At 71.8% G+C, this 18,025-nt stretch carries 15 protein-coding genes; 11 read left to right on the forward strand and 4 right to left on the reverse strand.

The window, feature by feature from the left end; genetic code table 11:
* Positions 1-8 precede the first annotated feature (8 nt).
* From ACWFR4_RS29890 to ACWFR4_RS29905, 4 genes are all read left to right on the forward strand, one after another.
* The gene (locus tag ACWFR4_RS29890) at positions 9-554 is read left to right on the forward strand and encodes a PadR family transcriptional regulator (RefSeq protein WP_453458400.1); all 546 of its coding nucleotides are present in this window, start codon (positions 9-11) and stop codon (positions 552-554) included.
* A 71-nt stretch (positions 555-625) separates the two neighbouring features.
* Entirely contained in the window at positions 626-922 is a 297-nt protein-coding gene (locus tag ACWFR4_RS29895; RefSeq protein ID WP_453655404.1) for a hypothetical protein, read from the forward strand.
* 179 nt (positions 923-1,101) lie between these two features.
* Positions 1,102-2,040, forward strand: coding sequence for a hypothetical protein (locus ACWFR4_RS29900; RefSeq protein WP_453655405.1), 939 nt, complete (start codon positions 1,102-1,104; stop codon positions 2,038-2,040).
* A gap of 175 nt (positions 2,041-2,215) precedes the next feature.
* On the forward strand, positions 2,216-3,619 hold the full coding sequence (locus ACWFR4_RS29905) for a tannase/feruloyl esterase family alpha/beta hydrolase (RefSeq protein WP_453655451.1): 1,404 nt from the start codon (positions 2,216-2,218) through the stop codon (positions 3,617-3,619).
* 9 nt (positions 3,620-3,628) lie between these two features.
* Here the strand turns inward: ACWFR4_RS29905 and ACWFR4_RS29910 are convergent, their stop codons facing one another.
* Complete coding sequence (locus ACWFR4_RS29910) at positions 3,629-3,811, reverse strand: hypothetical protein (protein WP_116500187.1); 183 nt, start codon at positions 3,809-3,811, stop codon at positions 3,629-3,631.
* Between the two features lie 283 nt (positions 3,812-4,094).
* A complete protein-coding gene (locus tag ACWFR4_RS29915) occupies positions 4,095-5,150 on the reverse strand; it encodes a fatty acid desaturase family protein (protein ID WP_453458408.1) in 1,056 nt (351 codons plus the stop codon).
* 319 nt (positions 5,151-5,469) lie between these two features.
* Here ACWFR4_RS29915 and ACWFR4_RS29920 point away from each other — a divergent pair, with 319 nt between their 5' ends.
* The 3 genes from ACWFR4_RS29920 (at position 5,470) to ACWFR4_RS29930 (ending at position 12,026) form a co-directional block, all read left to right on the forward strand.
* Entirely contained in the window at positions 5,470-8,340 is a 2,871-nt protein-coding gene (locus ACWFR4_RS29920) for an SNF2-related protein (protein WP_453655406.1), read from the forward strand.
* Positions 8,337-9,674 carry an SWIM zinc finger family protein gene (locus tag ACWFR4_RS29925; protein WP_453655407.1) on the forward strand — a complete coding sequence of 446 codons (1,338 nt, stop codon included), beginning with the start codon at positions 8,337-8,339 and terminating at the stop codon, positions 9,672-9,674. Before ACWFR4_RS29920 ends, ACWFR4_RS29925 begins: the two co-directional genes overlap by 4 nt.
* A gap of 159 nt (positions 9,675-9,833) precedes the next feature.
* On the forward strand, positions 9,834-12,026 hold the full coding sequence (locus ACWFR4_RS29930) for an alpha-N-acetylglucosaminidase (protein WP_453655408.1): 2,193 nt from the start codon (positions 9,834-9,836) through the stop codon (positions 12,024-12,026).
* Between the two features lie 63 nt (positions 12,027-12,089).
* On the opposite strand, the gene ACWFR4_RS29935 is transcribed toward ACWFR4_RS29930, so the two are convergent.
* Positions 12,090-13,319: an acyl-CoA dehydrogenase family protein gene (locus ACWFR4_RS29935; RefSeq protein WP_453458418.1), complete on the reverse strand. Its 1,230-nt coding sequence runs from the start codon at positions 13,317-13,319 to the stop codon at positions 12,090-12,092.
* 164 nt (positions 13,320-13,483) lie between these two features.
* Here ACWFR4_RS29935 and ACWFR4_RS29940 point away from each other — a divergent pair, with 164 nt between their 5' ends.
* Complete coding sequence (locus tag ACWFR4_RS29940; protein WP_116500183.1) at positions 13,484-14,140, forward strand: TetR family transcriptional regulator; 657 nt, start codon at positions 13,484-13,486, stop codon at positions 14,138-14,140.
* Positions 14,141-14,150: 10 nt separating this feature from the next.
* On the opposite strand, the gene def is transcribed toward ACWFR4_RS29940, so the two are convergent.
* Positions 14,151-14,705 (reverse strand): peptide deformylase, encoded by a 555-nt coding sequence (gene def, locus ACWFR4_RS29945; RefSeq protein ID WP_383991315.1) that lies wholly within the window; start codon positions 14,703-14,705, stop codon positions 14,151-14,153.
* Positions 14,706-14,846: 141 nt separating this feature from the next.
* On the opposite strand from def, the gene ACWFR4_RS29950 reads away from it, so the two are divergent.
* The 3 genes from ACWFR4_RS29950 (at position 14,847) to ACWFR4_RS29960 (ending at position 18,006) form a co-directional block, all read left to right on the forward strand.
* Entirely contained in the window at positions 14,847-16,085 is a 1,239-nt protein-coding gene (locus tag ACWFR4_RS29950) for a MurT ligase domain-containing protein (protein WP_453458421.1), read from the forward strand.
* Between the two features lie 23 nt (positions 16,086-16,108).
* The gene (locus tag ACWFR4_RS29955) at positions 16,109-16,837 is read left to right on the forward strand and encodes a type 1 glutamine amidotransferase (RefSeq protein ID WP_453458424.1); all 729 of its coding nucleotides are present in this window, start codon (positions 16,109-16,111) and stop codon (positions 16,835-16,837) included.
* A 143-nt stretch (positions 16,838-16,980) separates the two neighbouring features.
* The gene (locus tag ACWFR4_RS29960) at positions 16,981-18,006 is read left to right on the forward strand and encodes a 6-phosphofructokinase (RefSeq protein ID WP_453458427.1); all 1,026 of its coding nucleotides are present in this window, start codon (positions 16,981-16,983) and stop codon (positions 18,004-18,006) included.
* Positions 18,007-18,025 lie beyond the last annotated feature (19 nt).

The following is an 18,025-nucleotide window of genomic DNA, read 5'->3' on the forward strand; positions in this document are numbered from 1 at the left end:
ATGGGGGCATGCTGGAACTCGCCATCCTCGGCTTCCTCTACGACGCGCCTCTGCACGGATACGAGCTGCGCAAACGGATCACGGCGCTGACCGGCCACGTGCGGCCCGTCGCCGAAAGCACGCTCTATCCGGCGATCAAGCGCCTGGAGAAGGCGGGCCTGCTCACCCGCGAGACACAGCCGGGGTCGGTCGCGGCCCAGCGCCACGTCCTCAACCTCACGGCAGCGGGCCGGGAGGAGCTCCGCGGCAGGCTGGCGGAGCCCGGCCGGGCCGACATCACCGACGAGAACCGCTGGTTCACGGTCCTCGCGTTCCTGCGGCACCTAGACGACCCGGCGGCGCAGGCGACCGTGCTCGCGCGCAGGCTGGCGTTCCTGGAGGAACCGGCCAGCTTCTTCTACGAAGGTGAACGCCCCCTGCGCGCGGAGGAGTTGGGCGACCCGTTCCGCCGCGGCATCCTCACCATCGCCCGCGCGACCAGCCGGGCCGAACTGGCCTGGCTGCGCTCCACCCTCACGGACTTGCAGGCACGCACGGAGACAAAACTCTTCTGACGCTCGAACTCCCGCTCTACGTTGAGGATGTGACGCACCGTCGCACATCACACAGGGGGAAGGTGGCGTACATGTTCGACAGACTCCGCAAGGTCTTGGCCACGCGGACACCGGCCGACGCGAGCATCGCGACACCGCCGCGCAAGCGGCCGCCCAACCTCTTCGAGGCGGCGGCCACCTATGTGTCGGCATCCGTCGAGGACGACGAGGACAGGCTCGCCGAGGCCGCGACCTGGGTATCTCCGGAGGCCCTGACATTCGGCATCAACGAACTCGCGTGCCGCGCGGTCGTCGCGCTCGCACGGGAACGCGACGAATCGCCCGAGGTGGTGGCACGGGCGCTGCTCGGCCTGCCCGCCACCACCTGACCCGCGACTCCGGTCGACCCTCCACGGGAGGCACACGAAGTGCACACGGGATCTTGGCATGGTCCGCCCACCGGGCGCCACACCGGGTCCCCGATGAGAATTTCCAGCTCAACGCCCTCGACGATCTCCACCGCGACTGGTTAGGGTGCGCCGACGGACGAAGCTCAGGGGAGGCTGGCATGGCCGGGACGGACGACGCGGTCGCCGCCGGGGACGACGCGCTGTACGTACTGACGGCGGTGTTGCTGACCCCTGCGAAGTTCCCCAGCGTGCTCGGGGACGACTACCCGGAGGCATGCTCCGCGCTCGGGCTCGCGCCCCTCGCCGACGGGTACGGGCTCGTACTCGGGCAGGACGGGGCGGGGGCGCGCTGGACCGTCGTCATCGACGACGTGTCCCTGGTCGCCGTCGCCATCGCGTCCTGGGACTGCGGCATGGAGTACGAGTTGTCGCCCGACGAGCAGACGGTGGTCTCGGCCCTGCCGGGGTGGCCGCTCGCCCTGTCCGTGTCCGCGCCGGGCGTCCCCGCCCCGCACGACCCGGAACACGACCCCGAGATCATGGACGGTCCGCCCCTCACTCCGCCGAACACCGAGACGTGGGGCCCAGCCCAACGCCGCCTCGGCGCCGACGAGATCGCCCTCCAGTGGGCTTCCTGGCGGGAGCAGATCGACGACAGCGCGTTTCTGACGGACGACGCGGGCGGCGCCTCTGGTGCGGAGGGGACAGACGGCACGAAGCCCGCCGGCCCCGACGCCGACAGCACGGCCACCCCCACCACCACCGATTCCGGCGACGCCGCCACCACTCCCTCAGGAAGCGGCACCGAGGCGCAGAGCACCCGCGCCCCGCACGTGGGCATCCGGCGGGTCCTCTCCGAGGTGCGCGCCTACGTGGACAGCCCTCCGCCCCTCGGCCGTGTCCGATCGGCGTTCGCGTCCGGGGATGCCCGGACGCTCCGGGCCGACGGTCCCGGCTGGTCGATGGTGGCCCGTACGGACGACATCGCGTTCGTGCTCCTGGACGACGAGCCCGGTGAGGTGCTGCCCGTGGGGCGGGGCGCCGAGCTGCCCGGCCTCCTGGAAGCGCTCGACAAGATGGCCGTGCGCCCTTCCTGACCCCTCCGGCAGCGGGCCACCCGGTCCGCTGCGCGCAGGCCGCACCAAACCCCCCGCCCCACATACCGCTTCCCTCCCCCATGTGGCGCCGGCCCATGGCCCGGTGACTGGTCCCACCCGCACGATGGCCCCGCTCGTCACCCTTGCCGGTCCCTCGTCGTCGCGGAGGCTCACCATGCGCGTGCCCGGAACAGTCCCTCTCTTCGCCACGGCTCTGTTGGCGCTGGCCGCCTCGGGGCCGGTGCCCGCGGGGGCCGCCGTGGAGAGCGGCGGAGGCGGGACGCACTGCGCGCGCCAGGAGCGGGTGCACGTGCCGGGTGCCGCCCTTCAACAGAGCGCCTGTCTGGACGACTTGACGACAGCGGCTCTGGCCGGAACCCCGTACACCGACACCGCCGACCAGGCGGGCCTCACCGCGAAGGGGACCCGCAACCCGTCCGGCGTCCCCGGTTCGCAGATCGACGGGTACTTCCCGGACGACTCCACGTCGAACGCGACGCACGGCTGGCAGCACGATGCCCAGTTCGTGATCAGACTGCCCGACCACTGGAACGGCGGCCTCGTGGTGACCGGCTCACCCGGCAACCGTAAGCAGTACTCGACGGACGCGGCGATCTCCGACCGAGTCCTGGCCCAGGGATACGCCTACGCGGCGACCGACAAGGGCAACACCGGACCCGACTTCTACCGTGACGGAAAGCGTCCCGGCGACGCGATCGTCGAGTGGAACAACCGGACCACTCAACTCACCAGAGCGGCGAAGAAGGCCGTGACCCAGCGCTACGGGCGGGCTCCGCGCCGGACCTACATGACCGGCATCTCCAACGCCGGCTATCTGACGCGCTGGCAGCTGGAGAACCATCCCGAGCTGTACGACGGGGGCGTCGACTGGGAGGGCACCCTCTGGACCGCGGACGGCCCGAACCTGCTCACCTCACTGCCGACCGCTGTCGCCCATGGGCTCGGGCAGGCCGACGCCGACGATCTGTACCGCGTGGGCTTCGCGCGCGGGTCCGAATTCCTGTGGGCCTACCACCAGAAGGCCTACTGGGGGATCACGCAGAAGATCTACCGCGCCGAGTTCGACCCCTCTTACGACTCCAAGTGCCCAGGCCCATCAGCGGGTTCGACGACGGACGAGCTGCTCGCTCCGTGTGCGTCCGACGCCTCCTACGACTACGCGGCACGCCCCGCCTCGGTCCACCGGGCCGTCGCACGGGTCGCGCTGAGCGGGCGGATCGGCAAGCCGCTGATCACGCTCCAGGGCGACCTGGACACCCTGCTGCCGATCGCGGCCGACGCCGATGTCTACGGACGGATGGTCGACGACCGGGGGCGCGGCCGCCTGCACCGCTCGTACACCGTGCAGGACGGCACGCACACCGATGGCCTCTACGACACCTATCCCGACCGGCTGCGGCCCGTGCTGCCCTGCTATCGGTCCGCGTTCGACGTGCTCACCGCGTGGGTGGAGGACGGCGCGCGGCCGCCGGCCGACCACACGATCGCCAGGCCGGCGGGCGGCGACGTCGTCAACAGCTGCTCGGCGACGGCAGTGGCAGCTGCCACCCGCCCGTAGCACCGTCCGTCAGCGGCCGATCTCCCTGCGTGAGGCGCGGCGGAGCCTGCGCCGCTGGGAGGGGTCCAGCGCCAGGTAGGCCGCCGCGGGCACCCCGAGCACGATCAGGAGTGACGCCCACCAGGGCAGCCAGATCAACAGGATGAGTCCGGCCGCCACACCTCCTGCGGCGATCTTCGCGTTCCTCGACATGTCCGTCGCCTCCTTCGGGGGGCTGCAAAGCGCCCTCGCCATGAGAGGCGGGCCCCCGCCTCTACTCTCTGAAACGGACTCGCGGCCCGGGCGGTTCCTGTTCACGACCCTGAGACACCCCTGAGCCTCCACCCTGACGCACCCCTGAGCCCCGCGCAGCTCCGGAGAACACGCGCCCCTGAGCCCCGCGCAGCCCCAGGCGCGACGCACGCCCTGAGCCCCGGGCGAGGAACCCGGGGCTCAGGGCTGTACAGGAGGCGACCGGACCCACCCGGACAGGGCCTCACTCCATGCGCAGCGGCTCCCCGACCTCGTACATGTGGCGCAGGGCCTGCCGGTAGGAGTCGACGAGCCCGGTCTCGGTGAAGGGGATGCCCAGGTCGCGGCAGTGGGCCTTGACGAGGGGCTGGGCCAGGCGCAGGTGGGGGCGGGGCATGCTCGGGAACAGGTGGTGCTCGATCTGGTAGTTGAGGCCGCCGAGGAACCAGTCGGTCAGCGCGCCGCCCTTGATGTTGCGGGAGGTGAGGACCTGCCGGCGCAGGTGGCCCCAGCGTTCGCCGTCCGGGTCGGGCATCTCCATGCCCTTGTGGTTCGGCGCGAAGGCCATACCGAGGTGCAGGCCGAACAGTGCCTGGTGGATCGCCGCGAAGGCGAGGGCGTGGCCGAGCGGCATGGTGGTCAGGAGCAGGGTCACGTAGCCGACGACGTGGGCGACGAGGAGCAGCCCCTCCACGGCGCGCTCGCGCGGGGGCTGGCGGCGCAGGTCCTGGAAGCCGTGCAGCTTCAGGGCGAGGCCCTCCAGGAGGGTCAGCGGGAAGAACAGCCAGGCCTGGTTGCGGGTGAGCCAGCGGCGGAATCCGAAGCGGGTCGCGGCCTGCTTGCTCGTGAAGACGAGGACATCGGCGGCCACGTCGGGGTCCTTGTCGATGTGGTTGGGATTGGCGTGGTGCCGGTTGTGCTTGTCGTTCCACCAGCTGTAACTCATGCCCAGCAGGAGATTGCCGTGGATGAGCCCGATGACCCGGCTCATGGTGCGGTTTCCGGTGATCTGCGCGTGGCCGGCGTCGTGCCCCACGAAGGCGGTGCGCGCGCAGAGGACCGCGAGGACCGGCGCGAGTGCGAGGACCCACCAGGAACCGCCGATGAGGGCCATGCCCGTGCCGACGGCGGCGAGGGACAGGGCGTTCAGCGCGATGTTGCGCACGTACCAGCCGGTGCGCCGCTCCAGGAGATCCTGACTCTTGACGGTACGCAGCAACGGCGTGAACTCGCTTCCTTGCGGCTGCGTCCCGGCCGCTCCTGCGGAATGGTCCACTACGGGTTCGACGGCCAGGGTCATGGCGAGGTCTCCGGTCTCTGGGCATGGCGGTGGGAGTGGTGAGGGGGAGGGGAAAGGCGTTCTGTCCGGACGCCCTGCTCACGAGACGGCCTGACCTCAACAAACCTAGGAATCGGCGGCCTTGGGCACCATGAGGCCACCACCCGGCTGCGCGCGGGGGTAGCACCGTCCCCGAAGGGGGGCTAGCCACACCCCTTCGAGCGGGAGTGACCGGCGTCACCTTGCGGCGCGGTACACCGGTCGGGGTCTTGGGGTACCCTCGGCGATTCCGCCGGTAGTCAAATTTGAGGAATACGTCATCGCTGCCCACAGGCATCCCGTGGCAACACTCCCCGAGATCTCCGAACTGGTCCGCTGCTGCGCTGTCTTCGTGCCCGGTGACCCGGCACGCGCAGGAAGAGTCGCCTTCTGGCGCCCCGACGGCGGGCGGCCTCCGCACACCGAGGCCGGCACGCCCGAGGAGCTGAGCCTCGCCGTACCGGGAGACACCGGTGCCGAGCGCGAGTCCGTACCCGCCGTCCTGCTGCCCGTACGCGCCGCGCTGCCGGTCCTCACGCGCGCGCGTGCCACCGCGCAGGCGCACCCGACCGCCGTCTTCTGGGGCGCCGCCTCCGTGCTCGCCCTCCAGTTCGCGGCGCGCGGCCTGCTGCTGCCCGGGCTCACGCCGACCGATCACGATGCCTGGCGCGTGGGCCCGCTACGGGCCGAGGACCTGGAGCGGGTCGGGGAACTGGCCTCCGCGATGCCGCCCGAGGCCCACGCGACACCCCTGGACGGTCCGGGTCCGCTCCGCCTCCCCGCGCCCGAGGCGCTGCTGCGCGCCTTCCTCGACGCCGTCGCCGACACCCTGCCCCGCTCCCCCGCTGCGAGCCTCGCGGCGGGCACACGGCCCTTCGCCGCGGCCGAGCCGCAGCGGGTGCCCGAACACCGCGCGTGGGCCGCCGATGTCGCCGCGGGACACGACGCGGGCGTGCGGATCTCGTTGCGCGTCGAGGTGCAGGGCCTCGACCGGGGCGTAACGGGAGCCGAGAACGAGGAACACGTCGCCTTCCGCGCCGTGCTCCAGATGCACAGCGTCAGCGACCCCGCGCTGGTCGCCGACGCCGCCGAGGTCTGGGCGGCGTCGGGTGCTTCGGCCAAGGCGTTCGGGCCGCGGGCCCGCATGGACACCCTGCTCGCGCTGCGGCGCGCAGCCCGCGCCTGGGCGCCCCTCACGCCGCTGCTCTCGGCGGCCGTCCCGGACGCGCTCGATCTCGCGGACGAGGAGATCACCGACCTGCTCGGCGCCGGTGCACGGGCCCTCGCGGCGGCGGGCGTCGACGTGCACTGGCCCCGGCAGTTGGCACGCCGGCTGAGCGCACGCGCGGTCATCGGCCCTCCGGACGACAGTGCACCCGGAGGGGAAGCCCCGGACCGGCTCCGGACGGACACCCCGTCGTTCCTCGCGGCGGACGCGCTCCTCGCGTTCAACTGGCGCTTCGCGCTGGGAGACCAGGAGCTGAGCCGGGAGGAGCTCGACCGGCTCGCCGAGGCCAACCGGCCCGTGGTCAGGCTGCGCGACCAGTGGGTCCTCATCGACCCCGAGGAGGCCCGGCGCGCCCGCGAGCACCAGGATCGCAAAGTCACGCCGATCGACGCGCTCGGCGCGGTCCTGACGGGCTCCACGGAGGTCGACGGCCGCCGCGTCGACGTCCACCCGACGGGCTGGCTCACGGAGCTGCGGGAGCGGCTCGCCGACCCGGAGGGCATGGAGCCCGTCGGACAGCCCGCCGCGCTGGCCGCAGACCTGCGCGACTACCAGCTGCGCGGCCTGAACTGGCTGGCCCGCATGACATCCCTCGGCCTCGGCGCCTGCCTCGCCGACGACATGGGCCTGGGCAAGACGATCACGCTGATCGCCCTCCACCTGCACCGGCAGACCGCCCCGGAGACCGCCGCCCCGACCCTCGTTGTCTGCCCCACGTCCCTCATGGGCAACTGGCAGCGCGAGATCGAGAAGTTCGCGCCCGGCACCCCCGTACGCCGCTTCCACGGCGGGCGCCGCAGCCTGGAGGACCTCGCCGCCGGTGAGTTCGTGCTCACCACGTACGGCACGATGCGGCTCGACGCCGCGCAACTAGCGGGCGTCGACTGGGGCATGGTCGTCACCGACGAGGCACAGCACGTCAAGAACCCGCACTCGGCGACCGCGAAGGAGCTGCGGACCATCGGTGCACGCGCGCGCGTGGCGCTCACCGGGACCCCCGTGGAGAACAACCTGTCCGAGCTGTGGGCGATCCTCGACTGGACGACCCCGGGGCTGCTCGGAAAGCTCGGCACGTTCCGCACGCGTTACGCGCGTGCGGTGGAGGAGGGCAAGGACCCCGCCGCCGCCCAGCGCCTGTCCCAACTGGTGCGTCCCTTCCTGCTCAGGCGCCGCAAGTCGGACCCCGGCATCGCGCCCGAGCTCCCGCCGAAGACCGAGACCGACCGCGCCGTGTCACTCACCACCGAGCAGGCGGGGCTCTACGAGGCCGTGGTGCGCGAGACGCTCGCGGAGATCTCCGGAGCGGACGGCATCGCCCGGCGCGGACTGATCGTCAAGCTCCTCACGGGGCTCAAGCAGATCTGCAATCACCCGGCCCAGTTCCTCAAGGAGGACGAGCCGCGCATCCCCGGCCGCTCCGGCAAGCTGGAACTGCTCGACGAACTGCTCGACACCATCCTCTCCGAGGACGCGAGCGTGCTGGTCTTCACGCAGTACGTGCAGATGGGGCGCCTGATCGAGCAGCACCTGGCGGCTCGCGGCGTGGCCTCGCAGTTCCTCCACGGCGGCACGCCCATCGCCGCGCGCGAGGCGATGGTGGGACGCTTCCAGGAGGGCGGGGTGCCGGTCTTCCTGCTCTCCCTGAAGGCCGCGGGTACGGGCCTCAACCTCACCCGCGCCGAACATGTCGTGCACTACGACCGCTGGTGGAACCCCGCGGTCGAGGCGCAGGGGACGGACCGCGCGTACCGGATCGGGCAGAACAGGCCGGTGCAGGTCCACCGCCTTATCGCGGAGGGGACGATCGAGGACCGGATCGCCGACATGCTGGTCCGCAAGCGGGAGTTGGCCGACGCGGTACTCGGCTCCGGCGAGGCGGCCCTGACCGAACTGACCGATTCCGAACTGGCCGATCTGGTCGAGCTGCGAGGGGGCGCACGATGACGGACCGTCACGAGTACGACGACGACCTGTTCGACACCGAGGGCAACAGCGAGAGGGCCGACGCATCGGACGAGGAACGTGTCTTCGCGGCGCTGGCGCCCGTCCGGGGGCGAAGCTTCGCGCAGTCGTGGTGGGGGCAGACCTGGCTCAAGGCACTGGAGGACACGGCTCTCGACCTCCAGCAGCTGAAGGCCGGGCGCGGGCTCGCGCGCGCCGGGTCCGTGGGGGCGGTCTCGGTGCGGCCCGGTCGGGTCACCGCGGTCGTCGGGGACGGGGGCGGCGCCGTGTACCGCGCCGACGTGCTGCTGCAACGGCTGAGCGAGGAGGAGTGGGACCGCTTCCTCGGGATGGCGGTCGAGCGGGCGGGGCACATCGCGGCGCTGCTCGACCGTGAGATGCCGCCGCACCTGGTCGAGGACGCGGCGGCGGCCGGTGTGGAACTACTGCCCGGCATCGGTGACTTGGAGCCGCACTGCGGGTGTGACGCGTGGGACCACTGCGCCCACACGGCGGCGCTCTGCTATCAGCTGGCCCGTCTCATCGACCACGACCCGTTCGTACTGCTGCTGATGCGCGGGCGTGGCGAGCGGGCGCTGCTCGACGAACTCCAGGTACGCAGCGTCGCGTCCGCCTCTGCGGGGTCCGCCGACGAGGAGGCCGACGAGGAGCCGTCGGGCGCGGACGGCGTCGACGCCACGCAGGTCTTCGCGGCGGGGAGCATACTGCCGCCGCTGCCCGCCGCTCCCCCGGTGCCACCCGAAGCGGGGCCCGTACCGTCCTTGGACACGGAGACGGAGCCGCCCCCCGGGACGGATGTGACGGCACTGGAGTTCCTCGGGGCGCGGGCGGCCGCCGAGGCGCACCGGATGCTGACGGATGCGCTGACCCCTGGTCACGAACTCCGCGCACCGAGCGTGGAATTGATGATCCATCAGGATGCCGTCCGACTGGCCGCGGGCGCCCCCGAGGCGTGGATCGGGGCCCGGCTCGCGGAGGGGTCGGGGCGGGACGGCGATGGCCTCGCGGCGGCCGTGCTGGCATGGGAACACGGAGGCACCGCCGGCCTGTCCGTTCTGGAGGACGAGTGGACGCCGGACGCGGAGATCGCGGCACGCGCGCGTACCGCTGTCGAAGCGGCCTGGGACGCCGGGGAGCGCCCACCGTTGCGGGCGACCCGCAATCGGTGGACGGCCGCCGACACGGGCACGCAGGTCCGCCTCGGCCGCGACGGCCGCTGGTGGCCGTTCCGCGAGAACCGCGGCCGGTGGCTCCCGGCGGGCCCGGCGGCCCATGACCCGGCCGCGGCGCTCTCGGCCGCCGTCGGGGACGAGTGACGTCCGGCCGGGGTGAGCACGCGCCTGTGTCCACCCCGGCCGGCCTCCCGTCCGGCGGCCCCCGAAAGCGCTTGCCCCCACTCCCTACCGAACCCTTCCCGCCCTACGTAAGATCCCCGGCGCAAGTGGTCCAGTCCACTCACGCGCTTGGAGTGCTTCATGAACCTCGGTCGCCGTACCGTGCTCACCGCCCTCGGCTCCGCCGCCGCACTCGCCGCGTCAGCGACCGGTGCCGCCGCCGAGAGCGCGGCGGCCTCCCGCACCCCGGCCGCCGACGCCCTGGCCCGGCTGCTGCCGCGCCACCACGACCAGGTCACCTTCCGCACCGTCCCCCGCCCCACCGGTGGCACGGGCGACGCGTTCAGGGTGTCGGGGTCCAGAGGCCGCATCCTCGTCGAAGGCACCACGCCCGCCGTGCAGTTGACGGGCTTCCACCAGTACCTCCGGCACCACGCCCACGCGCACTTCTCGTGGAACGGCGAGCAGACCGAGTCCCTGCCGGCGCGGCTGCCCGGCCTCGCCGCACCCCTGACGCGCGGCGCGAACGTCGCCCACCGGTTCGCCTTCAACGACACCAACGACGGCTACACAGGCCCGTATCACGGCTGGGACTACTGGGAGCGCGAGCTGGACGTCCTCGCCCTGCACGGCTTCAACGAGGTCCTCGTCCACCTCGGCGCCGACACCGTCTACCACCGCACGTTCCAGCAATTCGGTTACGACGACGCCGAGATGCGCGCGTGGATCGCGGGCCCGGCCCACCAGCCGTGGTGGCTGCTGCAGAACATGTCCGGGTTCGGCGGCCCGGTGTCGCGGCGGCTTCTCGACCGGCGTGCGGCGCTCGCCCGCAGAGTCGTCCGCCGGATCCGCGAACTCGGCATGACCCCGGTGCTCCCCGGCTACTTCGGCACCGTCCCGCCCGGCTTCGCCGACCGGAACGCGGGCGCGCACACAGTCCCCCAGGGCGATTGGGTCGGCTTCACGCGCCCCGACTGGCTCGACCCGCGCGACCCGCACTTCGCCAGGATCGCGGAGGCGTTCTACCGCGTGCAGAGCGAACTGCTCGGCGACACCACCATGTACAAGCTCGACCTGCTGCACGAGGGCGGCAAACCGGGTGACGTGCCGGTCGGCGAGGCCGCCAAGGCGGTCGAGAAGGCGCTGCGCACCGCCCATCCCGGCGCGATCTGGAACATCCTCGGCTGGCAGACCAACCCGCGCCGCGACATCCTCGACGCCGTCGACCGCTCGAAGATGTTCATCGTCGACGGTCTCTCCGACCGCTTCCCCTCGGTGACCGACCGCGACAAGGACTGGGCGGGCACGCCCTACGCGTTCGGCTCGATCTGGAACTTCGGCGGCCATACGACGATGGGCGCCAACACCCCCGACTGGGCTTCGCTGTACGAGAGTTGGCGCACCAAGGAGAACAGCGCCCTGGACGGCATCGCGCTCATGCCCGAGGGCGCCGACAACAACCCGGCCGCGTTCGCCCTCTTCAGCGATCTGCCGTGGACGGACGGCCCGGTCGAGCTGAAGAGCTGGTTCGAGCAGTGGCCGGTGCAGCGCTACGGCGGGCACGACGCGCACGCGGTGGCCGCCTGGGATGTCCTGCGCCGCACCGCGTACGGCACCACACGCGCGGACAGCTGGAGCGAGGGCCACGACGGCCTGTTCGGCGCCCGGCCCGATCTGGACGTCTCCAGCGGGGCGTCGTGGTCGCCGGGCGCGCTGCGTTACGACCCCGAGGAGTTCGCACGCGCCCTGCCCGAACTGCTCGCGGTGGCACCGGACTTGCGCCGCAGCTCCGCGTACGCCTACGACCTGATGGACGTCACCCGGCAGACGATCTCGCACCGCAGCCGCATTCTGCTGCCGCGGATCAAGGCCGCGTACGACGCCAAGGACAGCGCGGCGTTCGAGGAGCTGACGGGTGAGTGGTTCACGTGGCTCGGGCTGCTGGAGGAGACCGTCGCCACGCAGCCGCGGCACCTGCTCGGGCGCTGGATCGCCGACGCTCGCGCGTGGGGCGCCGACGACGAGGAGCGGGACCGTCTCGAGTACGACGCCGTGTCCCTGGTGACGGTGTGGGGCCCGCGTTCGGGCGCCGACGACGGGGGTCTGCACGACTACGCGAACCGCGAGTGGGCCGGGCTCATCGGCGGCCTCTACACACTGCGCTGGCGAACCTACTTCGACGCACTCTCGGCCGCACTCGCAGACGGCACCGCTGCGCGGCCGGTCGACTGGTACGCCCTTGAGGACGGCTGGGTCCGCGACCACCCGGCGTACTCCGCACGGCCTTCGGGCGATGTCGTCCGTATCGCCCGCAAGGTCGCCGCACAGCTCTGACCACTGCGGCACGGCCGCCGAAGCCGGTGCCCTCCGCCGCGCGAAGGGCACCGGCCGATTCGGCTAGCGGATCGGCAGGCCCGAAAGGGTGCGGGCGATCACCAGGCGCTGGATCTCGCTCGTGCCCTCGAAGATCGTGTAGATCGCGGCGTCGCGGTGCATGCGCTCGACGGGGTACTCGCGGGTGAAGCCGTTGCCGCCGAGGATCTGGATGGCCTGGCCGGTGACCTTCTTGGCGGTCTCGCTCGCGAAGAGCTTCGACATGGAACCCTCGGCCGACTCGAACTTCTTGCCCGTGGTCGCCATCCAGGAGGCACGCCACACCAGAAGTCGCGCCGCGTCGATCTGCGTGCGCATGTCGGCGAGCTGGAAGGCGACGCCCTGGTTGTCGATGATCGGGCGGCCGAACTGCGTACGCGTCTTGGCGTACTCCAGGGCCTCCTCGTAGGCGGCGCGGGCCGTGCCCACCGCCATCGCGCCGACGGCCGGGCGGGACGCCTCGAACGTGGCCATGGCGGCGTTCTTCACGCGCTCACCGCCGCCGGCCCTGGCGCGCTCACGGGCGCGTGCCATGCGCTCGTCGAGCTTGTCCTTGCCGCCGAGCAGGCACGAGCCGGGGACGCGCACGTCCTCGAGGACGACCTCGGCGGTGTGCGAGGCGCGGATGCCGTGCTTCTTGAACTTCTGGCCCTGGGACAGACCCGGCGTGTTCGGCGGGACGATGAAGGAGGCGTGGCCCTTGGAGCCGAGCTCGGGGTCGACGACGGCGACGACGACGTGGACGTTGGCGATGCCGCCGTTGGTCGCCCAGGTCTTGGTGCCGTTGAGCACCCACTCGTCCTTGGCCGCGTCGTAGACGGCGCGGGTGCGCATGGAGGCCACGTCGGATCCGGCGTCCGGCTCGGACGAGCAGAAGGCGGCGACCTTGACGTCGTTGGCGTCGCCGTACATCTGGGGGATCCAGGTGCCGATCTGCTCCTCGGTGCCGTTGGCGAGGACGCCGACCGCGGCGAGCCCGGTCCCGACGATCGACAGGGCTATGCCCGCGTCACCCCAGAACAGCTCCTCCATGGCCATCGGGATGCCGAGACCCGTCGGGTCGAAGAACTGCTGCGCGTAGAAGTCCAGGGAGTAGATTCCGATCTTGGCGGCTTCCTGGATGACCGGCCACGGCGTCTCTTCGCGCTCGTCCCACTCGGCGGCCGCGGGACGGATCACATCGGCGGCGAACCCGTGGAGCCAGTCCCTGACTTCCTTCTGCTCGTCGTTCAGATCCATCGTGAACTCGGCCATGACCCCTCCAGCACTGCGTACACTTCACACGTTACTTGCGGTAACGGCAGTCTGTTACTCGCCAGTAGCCCCTGTCAACTCCCGGCAGCCCGTTCGATGCCCCCAGGGCTTCGAGTGTTACGTTTCGCGTGCGTCAGGCCATCGCACGGGCGGGGAGAAACCTCATGGAGACCACACAGCGGACGGAACAGCAGACGTCTGCCGAGCGCCGGCGGCGTGAGCTGCTGGAGGCCGCGGACCGCGTGGTGCTCCGCGACGGGCCCGGTGCGTCCATGAACGCCATCGCGGCCGAGGCGGGCATCACCAAGCCGATCCTCTACCGGCACTTCGGCGACAAGGGCGGCCTCTACGCCGCGCTCGCCAAGCGCCACACCGACGCGCTTCTCGCCTCGCTGCGGGCCGCGCTCGACGCCCCGGCCGAGCGCCGGGAGCGGGTCGAGTCGACGCTCGACACCTATCTCGCGGCGATCGAGGCGAGCCCTCAGGTGTACCGCTTCCTCATGCACCCCTCGGAGAGCGTGTCCGAGAGCGCGGCGCCGGGCGAGCAGGGCTTCTACGTGGGCAAGCACTCCGCTCCCCTGCTGCGCCGCATGGGCGAGGAGCTCGCCGAGGTCATCGAGGAGCGCGTCGACCTCGGCCCCGGCAGCCAGCAGCTCGCGCGGGTCTGGGGTCACGGAATCGTCGGCATGATGCACGCCGCGGGCGACTGGTGGCTCGGCGAAAGGCCCTGCTCGCGGAGCGAGTTGGTCAGCAGCCTGGCCGACCTGCTGTGGGGCAGGCTCGCGGCGGCGGGCGACAAGGTGGGCGGGCCGGGGTTCTAGCCGGGAGGCTCTAGGACGCCGCCGTGCCGGTCGCCCAGGAGGCCCGCGCCGCCTGGCGCAGGACCCTGCGGCGGCGCCACCCCGTGACGTGGTCCGTGTAGACCCGCCCCTCCAGGTGGTCGCACTCGTGCTGGAGACAGCGGGCGAACCAGCCCGTGCCGTGCACGACCAAGGGCTCTCCCCGCAGGTCGACGCCCTCGACGAGGACATGGTCGAAGCGGGGCGTGCCCGCCTCCAGGCCCGGCAGCGAGAGGCAGCCCTCCGGGCCGCGCACGACCACGCCGTCCGCCTCGACGAGACGCGGGTTCACGATGTGCCCGAGGTGGCGGACGTCCTCGTCGTCGGGGCAGTCGTACACGAACACCCGCGCGGACTCACCGATCTGGTTCGCCGCGAGGCCCACGCCCTGGGCGGCGTACATCGTCGCGAACAGGTCCTCCACAAGACGGCCGAGCGAGGAGCCGAAATCTGTCACCTCCTCGCAGGGCGTGTGCAGCACGGGATCACCGAGCAGGGTCAGGGGTCGTACGCGCCCGGAGGCGCCCGGGATCGAGCCGTGTCGCATGGCCGTAAGGGTACGGTCAGGGCGAGCCCCGGATCCGGGGTGGTGCCGCGGTTCGGGCTCAAAGGTGGATCTCGATAGGCTGACTCCACCAAGCGATGCCGGGGGCAGGCGCGGCGCCGTACGCAAGGAGGATCCAGAACGATGTCAGGCAACTCGGAGCCGCTGACTCCGCGGGCCAAGCTGGCCGTCACGGCGGGCAAGGCGGCTGCGGCGGTGTCCCGCGCGGCGGGCCGCGGCAGCGGATCGGTGATCGGCGGCAAGGTCGCGCTCAGGCTCGACCCCGAGCTGCTCGGGCGGCTTGCGCAGCATCTGGACGTGGTGCTCGTCTCGGCGACGAACGGCAAGACCACCACCACGCGGCTGATCGCGGAGGCCCTGCGCGCCGCCGGCCCCGTCGTGTCGAACGCGCTCGGCGCGAACATGCCCGCGGGCATCACGTCGGCGCTGGCCGGCGGCTCGGACGCGAAGTTCGGCGTGATCGAGGTCGACGAGAAGTACCTCTCGGGCGTCGCCCGCGACACCGCTCCCAAGGCGATCGCGCTGCTCAACCTCTCGCGCGACCAGCTCGACCGTGCCGCCGAGACCCGCATGCTCGCCGAGAAGTGGCGCGAGGGCCTGGCCGGTTCGAAGGCGATCGTGATCGCGAACGCGGACGACCCGCTGGTCGTCTGGGCCGCGTCCTCCTCGCCGAACGTGGTGTGGGTCGCCGCCGGCCAGGAGTGGAAGGACGACGCGTGGTCCTGCCCGTCGTGCGGCGGCGTGATGCAGCGCCCCGGCGACGACTGGTACTGCGGCGAGTGCGGCTTCCGCCGTCCGACGCCCAGCTGGGCGCTCCAGGGCGACTACGTCCTCGACCCGCACGGCTCCGCCTGGCCGATCCACCTCCAGCTCCCCGGCCGCGCCAACAAGGCGAACGCGACCTCGTCGGCCGCCGTCGCCGCGTGCTTCGGCGTGCCGCCGCAGGTGGCCCTCGAGCGCATGTACCAGGTGCAGGCGGTCGCGGGGCGCTACGACGTCGTGCAGTTCCTCGGCCGTGACCTGCGTCTGCTGCTCGCGAAGAACCCGGCGGGCTGGCTCGAAACGTTTTCCCTGATCGACCCGCCGCCCACCCCGGTGATCCTTTCGGTCAACGCACGCGGCGCCGACGGCACCGACACCTCCTGGCTGTGGGACGTCGACTACACGCGTCTGGCCGGTCACCCGATCTTCGTGATCGGCGACCGCAGGCTCGACCTCGCCGTACGGCTCGAGGTCGCCGGCCTGGACTTCCGGGTCTGCGAGAGCGTCGACGAGGCGGTGCAGTCCGCCCCGCCCGGACGGATCGAGCTGATCGCCAACTACACCGCGTTCCAGGACGTCCGCCGCCGCGTCGGCAACTGAGACCCCGCAGAGGATTCATGAGCATGAGCGACAACGGCCTTCGTCTTGTCTGGGTCTACCCCGACCTCCTGAGCACGTACGGCGACCAGGGCAACGCCCTCGTCGTGGAGCGCCGCGCCCGCCAGCGCCGCCTCGACGTGCACCGCCTCGACGTGCGCAGCGACCAGCCGGTGCCCACCTCCGGCGACATCTATCTGATCGGCGGCGGTGAGGACCGGCCGCAGCGTCTCGCCGCGGAGCGGCTTCGGCGTGACGGCGGTCTCCAGCGGGCCGTGGCCAACGGCGCGATCGTCTTCTCGGTCTGCGCCGGTTACCAGATCCTCGGCCACGAGTTCATCAACGACCTGGGCGAGCGCGAGCAGGGCCTCGGCCTGCTCGACGTGGTGTCCACGCGTGGTGAGGGCGAGCGGTGCGTCGGCGACGTACTGGGCGACATCGACCCGCAGTTGGGGCTCCCCCCGCTGACGGGCTTCGAGAACCACCAGGGCATCACGCACCTCGGCCCGTCGGCGCGGCCCTTCGCCCGCGTGCAGATCGGCAAGGGCAACGGCACGGGTGACGGCACGGAGGGCGCGTTCAACGACACCGTGTTCGGCACGTACATGCACGGTCCCGTCCTCGCCCGCAACCCGCTGATCGCGGACCTGCTCCTGAAGCTGGCCCTCGATGTGAACGCGCTGCCGCCGGTCGACGACCGCTGGTACGAGGCGCTGCGCAACGAGCGGATCGCGGCGGCTCAGCAGCCCGCCTGATCACCCTCCCGCACAAGTGAGCGGGCCAGTCCAGCAGGCGGACGCCTGGTGCGGCCCCGCCCCCTCCCGCCGGTAGGGTGGCGGGGATCCAGCCCGGACGACGTGGTCCGGTCATCGGCCCACGTTGCAAAGGTTTTCGGGCTATGCGTATTGGTGTCCTCACCTCCGGCGGAGACTGCCCCGGCCTGAACGCCGTGATTCGTTCGGTCGTGCACCGCGCCGTCGTCGACCACGGCGACGAGGTCATCGGCTTCCACGACGGCTGGAAGGGCCTGCTGGAGTGCGACTACCGCAAGCTCGACCTGGACGCGGTGGGCGGCATCCTCGCCCGCGGCGGCACGATCCTCGGCTCGTCGCGGGTCCAGCCCGCGCATCTGCGCGACGGCGTGGAGCGGGCCAGGGGCCATGTCGCGGATCTGGGTCTTGACGCGATCATCCCGATCGGCGGAGAGGGCACGCTGAAGGCGGCCCGTCTCCTGTCCGACAGCGGCCTCCCGATCGTCGGCGTACCGAAGACGATCGACAACGACATCGCCGTCACGGACGTCACCTTCGGCTTCGACACGGCCGTCGGCGTCGCGACCGAGGCGCTCGACCGCCTCAAGACGACCGCCGAGTCCCACCAGCGCGTCCTGATCGTCGAGGTCATGGGCCGTCACACCGGCTGGATCGCGCTGCACTCGGGCATGGCCGCGGGCGCCCACGCCATCGTCGTGCCGGAGCGCCCCTTCGACATCGAGGAGCTGGCCGCGAAGGTCGGCGAGCGGTTCTCCGCGGGCAAGAAGTTCGCCATCGTCGTGGCCGCCGAGGGCGCCAAGCCCGCCGCCGGCTCCATGGAGTTCGACGAGGGCGTCAAGGACATGTACGGCCACGAGCGCTTCGCGGGCATCGCCACGCGGCTCTCCGGTGAGCTGGAGCAGCGCCTCGGCAAGGAGGCCCGCCCGGTGATCCTCGGTCACGTCCAGCGCGGCGGCACCCCCACCGCGTACGACCGGGTGCTCGCCACGCGCTTCGGCTGGCACGCCGTCGAGGCCGTGCACCGCGGCGAGTTCGGCATGATGACGGCGCTGCGCGGCACGGACATCGTGATGGTGTCGCTCGCCGAGGCCGTGGAGACGCTGAAGACGGTTCCGCAGGAGCGGTACGCCGAGGCGGAGTGCGTTCTGTAGTCCGTGCTTGAAGAGTCTG

The sequence above is a fragment of the Streptomyces sp. NPDC055140 genome (assembly GCF_053607285.1).

Bases quoted from the DNA above. Each gene is read 5' to 3' on its own strand.
- ACWFR4_RS29930 (WP_453655408.1), top strand. From the start codon at position 9,834: ATGAACCTCGGTCGCCGTACCGTGCTCACCGCCCTCGGCTCCGCCGCC.
- ACWFR4_RS29905 (WP_453655451.1), top strand. From the start codon at position 2,216: ATGCGCGTGCCCGGAACAGTCCCTCTCTTCGCCACGGCTCTGTTGGCG.
- ACWFR4_RS29960 (WP_453458427.1), top strand. From the start codon at position 16,981: ATGCGTATTGGTGTCCTCACCTCCGGCGGAGACTGCCCCGGCCTGAAC.
- ACWFR4_RS29895 (WP_453655404.1), top strand. From the start codon at position 626: ATGTTCGACAGACTCCGCAAGGTCTTGGCCACGCGGACACCGGCCGAC.
- ACWFR4_RS29940 (WP_116500183.1), top strand. From the start codon at position 13,484: ATGGAGACCACACAGCGGACGGAACAGCAGACGTCTGCCGAGCGCCGG.
- ACWFR4_RS29915 (WP_453458408.1), bottom strand. From the start codon at position 5,150: ATGACCCTGGCCGTCGAACCCGTAGTGGACCATTCCGCAGGAGCGGCC.
- ACWFR4_RS29890 (WP_453458400.1), top strand. From the start codon at position 9: ATGCTGGAACTCGCCATCCTCGGCTTCCTCTACGACGCGCCTCTGCAC.
- def (WP_383991315.1), bottom strand. From the start codon at position 14,705: ATGCGACACGGCTCGATCCCGGGCGCCTCCGGGCGCGTACGACCCCTG.
- ACWFR4_RS29900 (WP_453655405.1), top strand. From the start codon at position 1,102: ATGGCCGGGACGGACGACGCGGTCGCCGCCGGGGACGACGCGCTGTAC.
- ACWFR4_RS29925 (WP_453655407.1), top strand. From the start codon at position 8,337: ATGACGGACCGTCACGAGTACGACGACGACCTGTTCGACACCGAGGGC.
- ACWFR4_RS29950 (WP_453458421.1), top strand. From the start codon at position 14,847: ATGTCAGGCAACTCGGAGCCGCTGACTCCGCGGGCCAAGCTGGCCGTC.
- ACWFR4_RS29910 (WP_116500187.1), bottom strand. From the start codon at position 3,811: ATGTCGAGGAACGCGAAGATCGCCGCAGGAGGTGTGGCGGCCGGACTC.
- ACWFR4_RS29955 (WP_453458424.1), top strand. From the start codon at position 16,109: ATGAGCGACAACGGCCTTCGTCTTGTCTGGGTCTACCCCGACCTCCTG.
- ACWFR4_RS29935 (WP_453458418.1), bottom strand. From the start codon at position 13,319: ATGGCCGAGTTCACGATGGATCTGAACGACGAGCAGAAGGAAGTCAGG.